10 protein-coding genes and 3 pseudogenes are annotated in these 15,384 nt (G+C 58.4%); 8 read left to right on the top strand and 5 right to left on the bottom strand.

Annotation, left to right across the window (positions count from 1 at the left end; translation table 11 throughout):
• The 3 genes and pseudogenes from AC0L3B_RS36960 to AC0L3B_RS36970 all read left to right on the top strand — a co-directional run.
• A pseudogene (locus AC0L3B_RS36960) lies at positions 1–510 on the top strand (CoA transferase); the annotation flags it as partial.
• 212 nt (positions 511–722) lie between these two features.
• Entirely contained in the window at positions 723–1,643 is a 921-nt protein-coding gene (locus AC0L3B_RS36965) for a CaiB/BaiF CoA transferase family protein (protein ID WP_473382360.1), read from the top strand.
• A gap of 395 nt (positions 1,644–2,038) precedes the next feature.
• Positions 2,039–2,767 (top strand): aminopeptidase P family N-terminal domain-containing protein, encoded by a 729-nt coding sequence (locus AC0L3B_RS36970; protein WP_473382364.1) that lies wholly within the window; start codon positions 2,039–2,041, stop codon positions 2,765–2,767.
• Here the strand turns inward: AC0L3B_RS36970 and AC0L3B_RS36975 are convergent.
• Positions 2,669–4,417 (bottom strand): annotated as a pseudogene (locus tag AC0L3B_RS36975) (IS1634 family transposase); the annotation flags it as partial. The gene AC0L3B_RS36970 and the pseudogene AC0L3B_RS36975 overlap by 99 nt on opposite strands.
• On the opposite strand from AC0L3B_RS36975, the gene AC0L3B_RS36980 reads away from it, so the two are divergent.
• Both AC0L3B_RS36980 and AC0L3B_RS36985 read left to right on the top strand, forming a co-directional pair.
• The gene (locus tag AC0L3B_RS36980; RefSeq protein WP_473382382.1) at positions 4,313–4,528 is read left to right on the top strand and encodes a hypothetical protein; all 216 of its coding nucleotides are present in this window, start codon (positions 4,313–4,315) and stop codon (positions 4,526–4,528) included. The pseudogene AC0L3B_RS36975 and the gene AC0L3B_RS36980 sit on opposite strands and share 105 nt — an antisense overlap.
• A 38-nt stretch (positions 4,529–4,566) precedes the next feature.
• Entirely contained in the window at positions 4,567–4,857 is a 291-nt protein-coding gene (locus AC0L3B_RS36985) for a M24 family metallopeptidase (protein ID WP_473382379.1), read from the top strand.
• Here the strand turns inward: AC0L3B_RS36985 and AC0L3B_RS36990 are convergent.
• The 3 genes from AC0L3B_RS36990 to AC0L3B_RS37000 form a co-directional block, all read right to left on the bottom strand.
• A complete protein-coding gene (locus AC0L3B_RS36990) occupies positions 4,820–5,098 on the bottom strand; it encodes a 3-keto-5-aminohexanoate cleavage protein (protein ID WP_473382366.1) in 279 nt (92 codons plus the stop codon). The genes AC0L3B_RS36985 and AC0L3B_RS36990 overlap by 38 nt on opposite strands.
• An 833-nt stretch (positions 5,099–5,931) precedes the next feature.
• A complete protein-coding gene (locus tag AC0L3B_RS36995) occupies positions 5,932–7,188 on the bottom strand; it encodes an aminotransferase class I/II-fold pyridoxal phosphate-dependent enzyme (RefSeq protein WP_473382368.1) in 1,257 nt (418 codons plus the stop codon).
• Positions 7,189–7,756: 568 nt separating this feature from the next.
• Entirely contained in the window at positions 7,757–9,409 is a 1,653-nt protein-coding gene (locus tag AC0L3B_RS37000) for a class I adenylate-forming enzyme family protein (protein WP_473382371.1), read from the bottom strand.
• A 3,042-nt stretch (positions 9,410–12,451) separates the two neighbouring features.
• Here AC0L3B_RS37000 and AC0L3B_RS37005 point away from each other — a divergent pair.
• Positions 12,452–13,366, top strand: coding sequence for a TauD/TfdA dioxygenase family protein (locus AC0L3B_RS37005; RefSeq protein WP_473382373.1), 915 nt, complete (start codon positions 12,452–12,454; stop codon positions 13,364–13,366).
• Between the two features lie 118 nt (positions 13,367–13,484).
• On the opposite strand, the pseudogene AC0L3B_RS37010 reads toward AC0L3B_RS37005, so the two are convergent.
• A pseudogene (locus AC0L3B_RS37010) lies at positions 13,485–13,768 on the bottom strand (IS5/IS1182 family transposase); the annotation flags it as partial.
• Between the two features lie 463 nt (positions 13,769–14,231).
• Between AC0L3B_RS37010 and AC0L3B_RS37015 the strand changes: the two are divergent.
• Both AC0L3B_RS37015 and AC0L3B_RS37020 read left to right on the top strand, forming a co-directional pair.
• On the top strand, positions 14,232–14,549 hold the full coding sequence (locus AC0L3B_RS37015) for a helix-turn-helix domain-containing protein (RefSeq protein ID WP_473382375.1): 318 nt from the start codon (positions 14,232–14,234) through the stop codon (positions 14,547–14,549).
• The gene (locus AC0L3B_RS37020; protein WP_473382377.1) at positions 14,524–14,862 is read left to right on the top strand and encodes a hypothetical protein; all 339 of its coding nucleotides are present in this window, start codon (positions 14,524–14,526) and stop codon (positions 14,860–14,862) included. Before AC0L3B_RS37015 ends, AC0L3B_RS37020 begins: the two co-directional genes overlap by 26 nt.
• Positions 14,863–15,384 lie beyond the last annotated feature (522 nt).

Below are 15,384 nucleotides of genomic sequence, written 5' to 3' on the forward strand. Positions count from 1 at the left end.
TACGAGACGTCGTCCGGCCGCAGTCTCCTGCTTAGCGCATCCGAGCGCGATCTACCGCGCCTTGGACGAGTTGAGGGGCTTGAAGGCGCTGCCGATGTGCCGAAGGAGAGACTGACGTCCTTCCTAGCCTATGCTATCTCGAAGGCTTCTGCAGAAAAATGGGTCTCGAGGCTCAATGAAGCCGATGTCGGTGCCGCCATTTGCGAGCGTATCGCGGTCATACGGTCGAGGCATTCGAGGCTCGCGGATGGCGCTCCGGGAACCGAACAGGGCAGCTACGCCTTCTCGACGTTTCGTGACCATCCGAGCGGGCATGTTGTAACGCAAGTTGATCACTACGCGATCCGGTCGGCTATCGGAAAAGTCTATGCGCTGCCTCCCGCGGAAAAATACAGCGCTTCGACGCGGCAAGTTCTGCAGGGACTGCAATACTGCGAAGCCGAAATTGACGCGCTGTCCGGCGCGATGGTCGTAAGTGAAAGCTGGAGCACCGAGTATTTACCCAGCTGAGGAGAAGGATAATGCGCGCCATGCAACCGAAACGCCCGCCCGTTAACAGGGATGAGAAAAGTTGGAACTTATCGGATCCATAAAGTGAGACATGAAACATCAGGTGCCTGAAAAGCAAAGCTGGCTTCTGAAGCTCTGCTGGCACCACCAAGCGGAACTGAAGCAACTTACGCTCGGGACCAAGAAAAGCACTGTACGAAGAGATTATTATCATGATCGCTGATCAAGCAGCCGGCAGACCGGAGACATCACGAGACGTAGCCTCGCAAGACCCTGCTCGTCGGCCGCTCCACGGGATCCCTGTGGTGGACCTCACGCACGTCTTGGCTGGCCCGCTCTGCATCACGATCATGGCTGACTTGGGAGCAGATTTCGTGAAGGTCGAGAGACTTGGCGCGGGGGATATCTCGCGCCAGGCGGAGCCCCTTCGCGAACGAGAGAGCTATTATTTTGCCGCTCTTAACCGCAACAAGCGCAGCTTGGCCCTTGATCTGAAGCGAGATGCGGCGAGGCACGCACTTGAAAAACTGGTGCAGCGAGCGGACGTTCTGGTCGATAATTTCCGTCCGGGTACGCCCAACTCGCTCGGTTTCGGTTACGATCGTCTTTTGGAGCTGAATCCTGGACTTGTTATCTGTTCTATCTCGGGTTTTGGACAGACTGGTCCACTGCGAGACTACAAAGCATTCGACCTCGTAGCTCAAGCGATGACGGGGTTGATGAGTCTGACCAGAGAACCAGGAGGGCCTCCGCCATGTATTCTTATCGGCGATATTCTCTCTGGTATCTATGGCGCTGTTGCGATCACGTCGGCTTTGGTCGGGCGCAAAAGTGCGGGACTGTCAAGGCCGTTGGTAGCGCCATTCACATCAACGGCGCTCCAGTCCCGGGTTCTGCAACTCCCGGACCGATGCTTGGAGAGCATACCGAACAAGTACTCGCAGAACTCGGTTACGACTCCGCTCAAATTGCGCGCCTTCGGACCGAAGGCGCGATCGGATCGTGATGTTACAGGAGTCGAGCAAAGTTTTCACGCTCGTTCAAGGTGGAGAAATGGATCAAATAATACCGCCGTTTCAGGCAGTGATAGCGCTCCGTGCACGATCGGCGATATCGCACGCGATGGACCATAAACCCGCTGCGGTCGCGGTCCAGTTGTATTTTTCACATCCACCATGTAGAAGGCGAGCGCATTGTCAGGCGACGCGCCGCCGTCGGCCAGCAGCGGTCGTTGAGCGGAAGTACACGATTCTATAAGTGCCACTATTACGGCAGGTAGGGAAGCTCGTAAGCGCAAAACGTGCGGCGCAACTACAACCCCGAGAGTTGCGGTGATCCCGGGCTTGCGGGACACCAGAATTTCGGTCTCGCTAGAAACTTCGCGTGCCAATGCTTTCGCACATAATGCTACGCGCGGCTCTTTCGAAGAATGTTCCCGAATGAGCGCGCTGAGAGCAGGCGTGTTCTGTCGAACCAGTATCGAAAATATCCGTCGCCCAGCGCATGGCGTACTTTTGGGAGAACAGCTATGAACGCTGTAGGTTTTGAATCGATCAGAACAATCCCTTACGCTTCGTTTTCTCCGAGCGAGTACAAAGGCCGGGTCGAACAAGCTCGGCGTTCGATGAAAGAACCTGCCATTGACGCGCTTCTGGTAACCTCCGAACACAATTTGCGATATTTTGTTGGCGAGCCTAGCACGACGCCGCAGCAGCAGACGCCGGCCGCGATTTCTTCTTATTCTTTCGACCGATCAGGCTGTTGCAGTCGTGCCCGAGGGGACGACCAGTTTTATAGAGAAAGGACCTGGGTAAAAGATTGCCGTAGCTGGCCCAGTCCGAATCCGAAGGATGAAGTTGTGTCCGCGCTTGCCGGAGCATTGCGCGAGTTGCTGCCAGAGCATGCCAGGATCGGCATAGAGCTCGGCACGGAGAGTAGGCTTGGCTTCCCTGCGGGAGATTTCTTGCGCGTTGCGGATGCGATCAAACCTCGGACGTTTGTCGATGCATCGGATCCGATTTTCACGCCCTTGCGAATGATCAAGTCTCCGTTAGCCCGTCTTCGCGGATTGGCGGGTTTTGAAGAGACCCGCTCGTTACAAATCAAAGGGTTAGATCAAAAGGTCTTCACTACAGCGGCTGGCCTGGCTGACGTCGGCCGTGGTGATCCTGGGCGGCGGCTGCGGTGGCAGACGGAGCTTGAGCTGGTCGATCAGGAGTCGGAGTTCAGGCTCCGGGTGGGTGTATCGGGTGAGTAAAATCTCACGGCCGTCTGTCGTCGGCAGAATGGACATCAATCATCTGGACGGCGGCGAACTTGCCGAGCGCGCTACGTGCGGTCAGTCCGGGGGCCAGGGCATGAAGGCGACGGGTCAGTGTGATCTGCATGCAGTAAGCCAGGAACGCGATGAAGATGTGGGCTTCGATCCGGGTCTCGTCCTGGTGGAAGACCGGACGGATCGCCAGATCGCCCTTGAGATTACGGAACGCCTCTTCGACCGCGACGAGCTGCACGTAGTACTGCCGTAGCTGGGCGGGATCGTTGTCGGTGAGATTGGTGCGCAGCAGATAGCGGCCTTCGCGTCGTCGCGTCTTTTCCAGTTTGTTGCGGTTGAGCGCGAAGCTGAAGCTCGGACGCTCCTTGTCGATTTCAACATCGACCGAACTCCATGCGGCCGGTACCTTGGATCGCGCGCCACCGAGTTTCATCAGCAGCTCTTCGCGCGCGATCTCCATGGCATCGATTTGCTTGAGCCGCTTCCACAGCCATTTCATCTGCCGTCGCCGCATCGCGCGCTCTTTCGTGACGCGGTCGACGCTCTGGGCAAAGACGTAGAGCTCGCCGTCCTCGGCCAGCAGCTTGACCTGCACGCCCTCGCGCGCGTCCTGCCAAGGCTTGCCCACGAGGTGCTTTTCCAGCCGGTCCAGCCGCCCCTTCGGCGTTCCCACCAGATACTGCACCGGAGGATCGCTGTTGCGCATCTCGGCCAGCACAGCTTCGGTCGGCACGCCGCGATCCATCACCCAGACCCGCCGCGCCTTGCCGTATTGCTGCTCGATCTTGCAAAGGAACATCCGCAGCGTCTTGCTGTCGGCGGTGTTGCCGGGCAGCACATCGTAGGCCAGCGGCAAGCCGTCGGGCGTCACCACCAGCGCGATCACCACCTGCGGACAGTCCGGCCGCTTGTCGCGGCTGTAGCCGTGGCGGCGCTTGGCGCCTCCGGCAGGTCCGAGGCATTGACCTCGAAGTAAGTGCTGGTCAGATCGTACAGCAGCACGTCGAAGTCGGCGTTGAACAGATCGCGCCAGCGCCCGACCAGATGCGCAAACAGCGCGTCCTTGTGCTCAAGCAGCAGATCGTGGCAAGCGTAGAGCTTGTGTTCTTCCGCCAGGCCGAAGTCGGCACCCAGCAGGTCCGCCATCGCGCTGTTGCCGAACCATTGCCGGTGCAGCCGCCACTCGCTGCCCGGCGCAATCAGCCGGTAGGTGGCGAGAACCTGCAGGATATGATCCCGGCGCGTCTTCTTGCGGCTCGGCGGCAGCCGTTCGGCCCAGAACCGATCAAGCTGAAGCTCCTGCCACAACTGCCCGGCCAGCCAGCAGGCGCCCCATTGCCGCGGACGACGAAGCTGCATCTCGGACAGGCGAAGCTGAACGATGGATGCATCGCCCGTGATCGTCTCGCACCGATCCTCCGGAAACAACGCAAGCGTCCGTGCGCGGCCGGCGTTCTCGTCGAACACCTCAATTGCCTTGCGCCACGCCGCCGCTTGCGAGGAATTGATCTCGCCGAGATACAGCACATGCCGCTGCACGACACGGCCATCATCGAGGCGCTTGTTCTCCACCACGTTCCAGTAGTGGTGCGTCTTGCCCTTCTTCTTTCGCTCGGTGCGTCGCAGGAACATGGCGCGACGAATCTATGCGCGATCGGCCGCGCTTGGGAATCGGCTAGGTCTTCACTACAGCCATTTTTGGCCGAGACTGAATACGCCATCCTCGATAGATCAATCACTTAGCCGCGCAAAAAACTCAAAATCCGCGTTTTCGAACGCAAATCCGCGAACTCGGGTTAGAGGTCGACCGAGTTCGGACTGTATGCGGGCTTGTTTCAGAGGCATTTGAGAATCTGACACCAAAGCTCCGTCTGGGTATGACGGAACGAGAGGTGTGTCGCTTGTTCGAGGCCGAATGCTTCAGTCGCGGTGTCGAGAAGACGAGCAAGATCGTGGGTGTTTCTGGCCGCGGGGGCTATACGCGGCCCTACGGTGTTCCGAGCGACAAAGTTCTGTCGAATGGAGACCTGCTGTTTATTGATGGTCGGCACCCATGCCCGCGGTCAGGTTAATCACCGGATTCAGATGCGAGCTCCGAATGCGCCGCACTCCCTCCCTATACAGCGCCGGATCCCGCGAGCCCCGACGGATAGCACGATCACGCACGTGGATGTGCACCACTGCGGCCCCAGCTCTCGTCACCTCAATCGCCCAGTCCCCTATCTGCTCCGCAGTCACCGGTACATGTGGACTACGCTCCACCCCGTTGCCAGCGCCCGTGACGGCGCAGGTGATGAACACTTCAGAAATCATCTCAGCTTCTCCGTTCTCTCAAAGTGCCAAGCCAGATCGAGTGGTGTAGATTTCACCTTATGGTGTTCGCCGGTGTCGAGCGTAAGTAGCGTCAGACCGTTGACCACAAGTCGAGAGGGTGCCATCGGCTAGTCCTTGGCAATAGGCCACTGTGAACGACCTTGTGGCGACAGTCGTCATCCCAGCAATCGACGTGCCACCCGCGGAACGCCATGCGCCACTTGCCTAGCGAGGGAAAACGCGTGCAGGTTACAGGTTGTTGTCGGAATGAGATCACGGGCTGTCAGAGTTCCGACATGGCCGCAGTGAACCGGACCGGCTGGCATGACACGATAGCACCGTCCTGCCGAGTTGCTGGCCGATGACGCTCCTTAGGGGATCTCGGAGCCGACGTGCTCGATATCTTCTTCGGCTTAAAGGGTTGCTGGCCTGGGGTAGTGAAAGACCGGCTGCGGCTTTCGGCTCGCGGTGATTTTTTCAGCACCGCATCTTAGGTCCACAACGGGTCGTGTCCCGAGGTCGCAAGCTCAGATCAATAGATTCGCGTTTTAGTCGAATAGACATGCCAGGTCTTTTCGGGTCAACAGGCGATACAGCACTCGCGCAAGCGCTGAAAGGCTGAGACGAGCCAAGGCCCGGAGCGATCCCGAGCAAGTAGTGAAGGGCGGATCGACGCCGCCATGAACGCCTTCCAAAGGATGCGACCCTGGAGTTCGCCGGGGTGGCGCGGGTGACCTTACTCGGTATCAACCGTGCGGCGCATCTCCCCTCCGCATCAAGAGCACCCGAGGCTTGCCGAACACCATCAGAAATGCGTCTATAGGCGCGTCACATCATCTCAGAGGATAGGGCTTTCCAGTTCTTTTGGCAAATTGCTCCAAGATGCAGTCGCATAGCCGCTCCATGTCGTCGGCCTCATGCTCCGCTGTAATGCACACCCGAATCCCGGCGGCGCCCTGCCCTACTGTTGGGAAGAACGTGACCAAGGTATAGAAGCCGCTAGCGAGAAGTCCTCTCGCGATTGCAAGCGCATTGGACTCCGATTCAACAGTAATCATTCTGATCGGAAGTGAATTGCCTTGCCCGGCAGTTGCGACGCGGCGGTCAAACAGATCGATGCGTTGCGCCAGTCGCTCCTGTCGCTGCCTAAGTTCTGCAGAGCGGTGAATTTTGCACGACGCAAGCGCCGCGCCAACCGCCGCTACATTAGGTGCCACCGAACAGGCGTCGGGAATGGAATGCAATCGAAACAGCGCTTCTTGGTCGGCCGTCCCAAGCATTAACATTCCGCCCGATGCGCCGAATCCGTTCGCCAGCGATCCTGTTATGATGGTACGATCACCGAGCACTTCCGGAAGCTGAGGTCGAGCGAATCCCTCGCCTTGGCTTCCGAAGGTCGATAAGCCGTGAGCATCGTCGATATAGAGAAAGAGCCCATAACGTTCCTGGAGCTGGCGCAGTTCCTCGATCGGCGAATAGCCTCCCATCCAGTAGACACCCTCGCAGACATAGGCAACTACTGGATTTTCGCTGCACAAGCGTTCGAGAGCGCCGATGTCATTGTGGACGATTGTTTTCACCCGCGCGCCATCAGCCATCAGCTTCTGACAGGTTAGCGAGATACGCGCAAAGCTATCGAACACGACAACCGGCTTCCTCCCGCGCGTCAATTGACCCGAAGCAAGGATGGGCATCGCGACCAAATCAACGAGCATCACGCTGGAAAAGGCAAGCACTCGCGCGCAGAACATCTCGGAGAGGGTTTCTTCAAGCTCTCCTAAAAGTTCGAAATTCTGTTGCCTTCCGGCACAGGACGAATTCACCGACGGCTGCGCCTGGATCGCGGAGATCGCTCCAGCGACAATCGCCGGATGATTGTCGAGGCCAATGTAGGAACATCGCACGAAATCAATTAGGTTCCGAAGTTGAACTTCGCCACGAGCAATGGGGCGTCTGATCGTGGGAGGTCCGTGAACGGTGATGAGATCAGCTGGGAGGGCTGCATCGAAATAAGGGTCCGTGATCCGAAAGTGTTCGGTCGGGCGACCAACTTCCGAGGTAGCAACGCGCGGTTGCATTTCGTTCTCCATTTTGTCTATCGAGAGTAAGCAGCAGCCGCTCAGCTGTACCCGCTCGATAACGAGCTTTAACGACGTTGCCCGGAGGGGCAAATTCCGTACCAATTTTATGGGCAGCTCGATCAGTCCAGTAGTCAGCGAACTAGCTAGGGTCTGTACTCAAGAAGGATTCCCGCTGCGGCGGAGTTGTGATTCAAGACCTCCGAGTCGAAGGGGGTCTTGATAGGACAGAAGCTGTTGCCGGGTCGCGGGCGGTCGTCGAGGGCGGCCAGCGGGCCATCGGCCAGCGCTCGCTCGGCACTGCGCCTTAATCGCTTGTTCGCAATCAACCATCAGCACTGTTGTACTGGGACCTGCAGGACAGGATTCCGCTTCGTGATCAACATGCTCTTGGGATCGCTCACTAGTCATTAAGTACGCTCGCAACTGCGGCTGAACCAGAGCCGACCGCGAGAAGATCGGCCGAGACGGCGATTTCGGGATGCTTCACGATCACTCATCTCAGCGGTGGATCGCCAGGATAGTCATTTGGGACGTACAAGTAGCAGGAACGCGCCCGAACTGTGGCGACGAGCTGCCTTTAGCGCCAGCGCTTCTCCTCAGAATCGTAAGCGCCGGCAAGCGGGTCGCGCACTCCCATCAGCTCGCGTTTGAGCACTTTGTTGCTGGACGCGGTTCTAGGAAGCGCCGAAGTGAAGCTGATGTACCGCGGCACCTTGAACATTGCGAGGTGCGCACGAGCATGGTCGAGAATGCGCTGGACGCCGAGATTTTCTGGCGTAACACCATCCCTTAACTCCACGTAAATCTTCACCTCCTCACCGCGCTTCAAATCGCGAACCGGCACGGCGGCCACATCTGAGATTTCGGGGATCTCGCGGATCACCGCCTCCACCTCGCGCGCAGCGATGTTCTCGCTCGAGCGGCGGATCATGTCTTTTGTGCGCCCCACCAACCAATGAAAGCCGAGGTCGTCGCAGCGCATCAGATCACCAGTCTTGAACCATTCGCCTTCGAAGGAGGCGGCATTTGCGTTCGGCTTTTTCCAATATCCCTTAAAAAGCCCGCGCCCCCTCACCCACAGTTCGCCGATCTCGCCAAGCGGCGTTGGGCTGCCATCCTCGTTTGCCAGCCGCAATGCTCGAAAAGGCGCGCGAATCCCTACAGAGCCCGAGTCGGCAATTTCGCCAAACTCATTCGCCATTCGGGTGCCGAAGCCGATCTCCGTCATCCCGTAAGCTTCCTGCGTACGCACGTGAAACCTTTTCCGAAACTGGCGCACGGTTTCGGGCCCCCAGCCCCAATTCAGGATCTGCTTCAAGCATGTCGTCCCGTCTTCGTTGGCTGCCTCGGCTTCGCGCGCTATCAGCTCAGAACACTGGCACCACTCGATGCGATGCTCCTTGAGCCAGCCGATGAAGCGGGTCGAGCTGAGTTGCGGAGCAAGGTAGTGCGTGGCACCGTGTCGATACGACTGTAGAAGGTGCCATGGCCCATCGACATAAAAGAAAGGCTGCGCAGAGAGATATCTCTGGTACGGCCGCTCGTCCCAACTCGCCGCTTGGTACGAGAACACGCCCCAGTAATCGTGAGTCAACATGCAGCCCTTCGGAAAGCCTGTTGTCCCCGAGGTATACTGAATGTTCAACAGGTCATCCGGACGGATATCCTCGCTCACGAAAGTATCGGCCGCGCCCTTAAGTAATTTATCGAGGGTAGTGGCCGTCCTGTCAGAGGGCTGTCCCACAAGAATCGCTCGCTCTATTGCGAGATCTTGCGGCCAAGCCTTCATCGCGGTTAGTAACGACCATGCGGATTCGTCGACGACGACGAACTTCGCCTCTGCATCGCTGAGTACATATTCTATCTCCCTCGGCGTGTAGCGCATGTTGATCGGGACCATCACAGCACCAAGCTTCGCAATTGCGAACCACAGGATCGGAAATTCGATGCGATTGGGCAGCATCACTCCAATGCGATCGCTTTTGCGTACGCCGAATGCACGCAATGCGTGTGCATATTTGTTAGATAAGCGCTCCATCTCCGCATAGGTCGCACGCTGACCGCGGTCGAAAACGTCGATTGCGGTCGCTGATGCGTGCGTTTTGGCCCTACTTGAAACCAGCTGGCTGATCGTGATCGTCTCATATGCGGATTCCAGCGTCTCGATTTTGCGCATCACATTTGCGACCCGTTCTTGCAACTGGGCGGGCCTCAATTTTGTAGCAGTCATAATTGCACCTTGCATTTCAGACGAATAGCTAAGTCTGCCAACGGGCGTAACTTTGCATCTGACAGCTTGCCCACAACCATCTCTCGGCGCCGCAAGTGTCTGAGATTCGTGGCCGCGCCAGCATGCACCCGACGGAGACGACTACCGGTCAGGCGCGCCCCGAGTTTGACGCGCCACCGTGCGGCTCGTCACGCATTGAGGCCGAACAGCGGGTGAGAACGCAGGACCATACGTTGCACAATGTCATCTCTCGTTTAGCCCCCCGTATGGAGAGACGTTCAACCAATCAATGGCGCTTGCCAGCGTCACCTCTTTCAATCGTGATAGATAGGCTCAGCAACTAAGGTGTATTTCATCAACGACGATCGAGATACTACCAACTCTGGAGAGGAATGTTTTGAACATGCGGCTGCGTCGCGTTCTGGAGGCGCCCCAGCGATTAACTTCGTGCACCTTGATATCCGGTGTTCGCCTTAGGACCTTGAGCAGCGGACAGTCGCTGCATCAGCGGGTCCGTGAACTACCCCAGATATCAACCTCGTGTAAGTGCCTCATCCTGATCATGTATGCCAAACCTCATCCTGTTTCCGATTTGCTTGAGCAGGATCTTGAGTTTGCTTCTAAGATAGCGACTTATTGTTGTACAATGCGCCGAGGGGTTCGAGCCCGTCGCCATGTGGTCGATTTCGGCCATTGTGATCTCTGGCGCTGCAAATGGTCTGCAAACCGGGCTCGACCGAGCTCCTCTCGAACAGCGACTATGCGTACATCCACCTCCGACGAATCGCCTAGCCGACCTCGATAACATGAACCGTAGGATGATGTTGCGCAAAACGGTCGCTAGCGCCCACTTACTCGAGTTCGAGCCCCAGCAGCTCCGCACGCTCAACCGTTTCGGGTGCGGACATCGCCTGGAGGATCGCGGCATGAGTCAAGCGTGCGGGGGGAAGCTCCATCCCCTATTCAAACGGCAAGTCTTCGCAGGCCTCCGTGCCAAGCACGATGGCCTTCGCTCCGCCATATCTCCAGCGTTGGATCACCCGAAGCTCCATCCGCAGCGCCAATGGGTTGACAAATAGGCGGATCAGCTCACGCGCTCGGAGCGCGTACGACTCGCGTCAAGCGTGACTATCGCCAGTTCATCGTGACTCGACAACATCGCGAGCACCTGCACCAGCCTGCCAGGAGCGTGACGATAAAGGTCGTGCCTTAACGTCGTCAACGCCCTGAGCTGCCCTGTGAGAACTATGAGTGCGAATTCAACTGCCGCTGCAGCCCCCGCCGCGCGGGACGTGCCGGGTCTGGCGCCAGCTTCACCATCCCAGATGCGCCCGCCAGCACGCGCAGCCGGTATTCCAACTCGCGCCGGAGGAGCTGTCCAGAGCGCCAACAGCACTCCCATAGGCGTAGTTCGCGCATTTGTTGGCAAGGCCGCCAGCAAATCTGCACGGCCTTCCCGGAGCGGAGCGTAGGGTCCGCTGAGCTCGCGCATCGTCCTACTTAAGGAGGGACAAGCGTATGTACTACGCGCTGCGCCAGCGGACTGCTTGCGCCAATTGCGTCGGATTCCGAACATGGACATCTCAAACCGGACATGATCCGCTCGGCGCCTCTCCTGTCGGGTCACCTGTGCCGCCGGAACGACTGGTATTGGCGTCGCCGGTTGTCTACATAGAAACTCCCGCGTCGCGACTCGCACTGAAACTGTTGCTTTGGTCAGTGGAACGGGAAGATCGATACCCGACGAGACGCTAGCCTCGCGCGCCTTCTTAGTCTGCTCTTCCGAAAAGCGGCTGCGCTTCATGGCCTGGTCCGTGTCTTGGGCCAGAGCTACTGACACTGGATATCGGAATGATCTCCAACAATAAGTTCAGCTGGGGTGATGCCGTAGGGACGCGAGCCGGGTGCTCTGATCGGTTGCAAGAGTGGCATTTTTTTGTGTCTCCTCGCCCTTTCCAGACTTAAGGAGTTTCCGGGAGACCCGGCTCAGCGAGTCGAGCAGAAGTTAGTCTGACTGAATAAGCTTCTTCTGAAATTGGAAAGGTGGCCACGGCGTTCGGCGCCGTGCCGGCCCCTTCACGAGGGCCAATGTAGCCTCGGCCGAATGCGTTGATCTCGCTTGACGGCTTTTTCAATCCGGATTTTGCGGGCCGCTCACTTGGCGAGGCAACCTGTTCTGCTGCAGGAGAATTATGGCCATGGCTATGCCGCGGTAAGTTTTAGCACCCTTGGCTCGTATATATTTTGACTCCCGAAGCGCGCCGGTGGACGACTGCGGTCTTGGCCTCGATCAGGCCAGGACAGGACCACCCTTGTTCTCACGGGTTAGTCGCTACTCGCGGGGTCAGCCCGAATTCGAAAGCGAGACGGACATCTATGCGCATCGGTGTTGGGTTTAAGCCTTGACGGCCCTGCGGCTGACCATGTCTCGACCTGCGTTCGTCATATCCGCAACAACACAGCACATAAAATAAATAAAATATGCGCCTGCGCTGTAAGCTCTAGGATCAGCCGTTTCTTTGTAAGTGGATAGGCTTGAGATTCAGTCTACGTCATTGGCACGCCGCTTGCTCAGGATCGCCCGGTAACACGAGGTCAAAACATGAAGGCCGTCACCTCCGCTCGCACCCGACCGCTTCCCACTTGTGTGTGGAACCGCGATGGGCTCCGGCATCCCGAGAAAGTGACTGATGTGATACACAGCGTGCTGATGACCAAAGTCGCACGTCCCGCTGTGATCTGCTGGTGCGGGGCACTTTACCAGTCGCTGTTCGGCGAGTTGGCGACATTTAAGTCCTGGCCATTAGTGGACACCCGGGGGCGCTGTCGAGAGTCAATGCGGATAGTTCATCGGTCGTGGCACGGGTCAGTCGCGATCTATTCCTGGCCGGTTTCGCGTCGAACGAATAGCCTGTCAACGAGCCGTTCGCCGCGGATTCTGATGGATCGCCCCTATGCGTCCGCATCCATCGTTCACCCGTCCTGCCACAGCTGAACAGCTTGGTCCGGCGAAAAAACGCATCAACCTGGAGAATAGCCACCATGAGTGAAACAGCTTTGATCGATAAAGTCATTCCGCGTGCCGATGTCGCCAAATGCGCAGCGCGCATCGGCGCTGAAATTAGGAATATCAAATTGTCGGGCGATTTGTCGGACCAGACGATTGTCGCGATAAACGACCTACTGCTCAAGCACAAGGTCATCTTCTTCCGTGATCAAGCTCACCTAAACGCCGCCGAGCACGAGCGTTTCGCCCTTCGTTTTGGGAAGCTTGTGCCGCATCCGACGGTCGGTGCCGCCAAGGGAACGGCATCAATCCTCGAAGTTGATTCCACGCAGTTCCGGGTCGACCTGTGGCATAGCGACGGGACCTTCATCGATGCTTATCCCAAGATTACGGTGCTGCGAGGTGTCGTGATCCCAGCATTCGGCGGCGATACGGTTTGGTCAAATACGGCTGCGGCTTATCTTGATCTACCGCTGCCGCTGCAACGGCTTGCCGACGAGCTCTGGTCCGTTCACACTAACAACTACGGTGTTAGGGGCGCTAGCGAGGCCGATAAGAAGCACTATGACGAGGTCTTCACTAGCACGATCTATGAGACCGAGCATCCCGTCGTGCGTGTCCACCCCGAAACCGGAGAGCGCACGCTGGTGCTCGGCTATTACGTGCAGCGTTTTGTTGGTATACCGAAGTATGACGGTCAAAAGCTGTTCGATCTCTTTCAGTCTCATATCACCGCGCCCGAAAACACCGTACGCTGGACATGGAAGGAAGGCGATGTCGCCGTCTGGGACAATCGCGCTACGCAACATTATGCGGTCAACGACTACGGCGACCTGCATCGCGTCGTTCATCGCGCCACCATCGATGGAGAGCTGCCCATTGGCGTCGACGGCCGGTCCAGCGTAACGCGCCTCAAGGCGATCAAGGAACCGCCCGCGAGAGTCACATAGCGCGCTCGCAGTTTTCTCGGAGATCCGACCGCTGGTCTTCCTGCTGCGCCCGATGACGGGTTGCTCAGGCTTGAAGGAACAAGGGCTTTCAAACAGTCGCTCGTGAAGAACGCGGATTTCAGTCTGGCCTGAACTGAAGTCTGAGCGGTGAGCGGTATGAGGGTCTCAGCCACCGTATGAGGCGGCGGAAGTGGTAGCCGGCGGCGGCAAGGATGGCGTTGATGGCGTCGCCCCTGACGGTGCCACAGGTAGTTGCGGCCCATCCGGTGTTCGGATTTGAGTTGGCCGATGACCGGCTCGACGCCGGAGCGCGCGCAGCTCGCGCTTGATCTGTGGAGTTACCCGCCGCATTTGGCCTGAAATGAATACAATGAATACCCTGAACTTATACTCCGGCGGGGCACGCATCCAGCCGCGAGCGCAGAAGAGCGGCCTGTCCGCTGTCGCGTCGTTCATTGGGTCGCATCCTCGCCGGAGATTTTGTTACCTGGTGCGAGGAACAGCCAGCAGGTGAAGGGCGTCGTGCGCCCAGGCATGTTCTTGGCGCAACACGCCTTGACCTTCCGCGCAGCTCAAGAATCTCGTAGGCTGGGATGCAATACCCCCCCGTGGATTTGATCGGAACACTGGTCACGCCACACCCGTTGCACCAGTCCGTTACATCGTGCAGGCTTGCGCAAATGTACCAAACGCGCGCACTGGCGTGTCAGCGCAGACTCCGGCGGACCGCAGCGATATGCATTTTCGATCTAATGTCGAGGGCGGCCGCGCCAACGTGGACCGGATTGTCGCGCGCCATGGAAAACTGCCCCCTTTGGCGCCATGAGGAATTGCCCCCTCCTTTGGATCGCCAAGGAGAGAGTGAATGAAGCAAGAACGAATCATTGAAGGCTCGTCGTGGATGGATCCACGGGAGCAGGTAATGAAGACGCCGGATGACGTGGCGGAGATGTTGCGCCTAAGGGCGTGCGGGTGGGGTCTGAAGCGGATTGCCCGCCAGCTGGGCTGCAGCCATCACACCGTGAAGGACTACTTGGCGGCGGGCGGGGTGAAGCCGTTCAAGTCGCCTCAGCGGAAGAAGCAGCTCGACGGCCTTGAGGGCTGGCTGCGCGAGAGGCTCATTCGGCATCGCGGCGATGCCGATACCCCAAGACCTGTTGGCCGAGAAAGACTTGGCAGTTAGCCGGCGAACGCTGCAACGTGCCGTGCAGCCCAATCGTCAAGCGTTGAAGGCGGAGGCTTTGGCGACGACGCGGTTCGAGACGACGGCGGGCCGACAGTTGCAGATCGACTTCGGGGAGCGTCTGGTCGAGATCGGTGGAACGAAGATCAAAGCATTCGTGTTCGTGGCGACGCTTGGGCATTCGCCACGGCTGCTGCGCCGGGCGGAGAAGCAAGAGCACTGGTTCGCCGGGCTCGAGAGCACATTCACCACCTTCGGCGGTGTGCCGGAGTGGACAACCCACGCGCGCTCGTGGTGCGTCACGACGCAGTGAGCCGGTCGGTTCAATTTAATGACAAGCTCATCGCGTTCGCTAAGCATTGGGGCTTCCGTCCTCGCGCCTGCGCGCCGTATAGGGCGCGCACGAAGGGCAAGACGGAGAAATGGCGTCGGCTACGTGAAGAAGAACGCAATCGCGGGTCATTCATTTGTGGACTGGGAGGCATTCGAGGCGCATCTCGCCAAGTGGGAGCGTGAGGTTGCGAACGTTCGTATCCATGGGACGACCGGCGAGGCGCCGATCATCCGCTTCGCGCGAGACGAGGCACACCGGTTGAAACCGCTCAGCGGGCAGCCATCATTCGGATCGTTGCGCGAACTCACCCGCGTCGTTGTGCGGAATCCGAGGCAAAGCGGCCACCGATTCCGACGGAAGGCGGCCACCGATTCCGACGGAAGGCGGCCACCGATTCCGATCGAAAGCGGCCACCCTGTTGATAGTAACCGGCATGAGGGCCCCACCTCGCCGTCGCGAGGTTCGCCTGCGATACAGCTTGGCATGAGCTGATCGGTGGAG

Source organism: Bradyrhizobium sp. Kon56 (genome assembly GCF_055807635.1).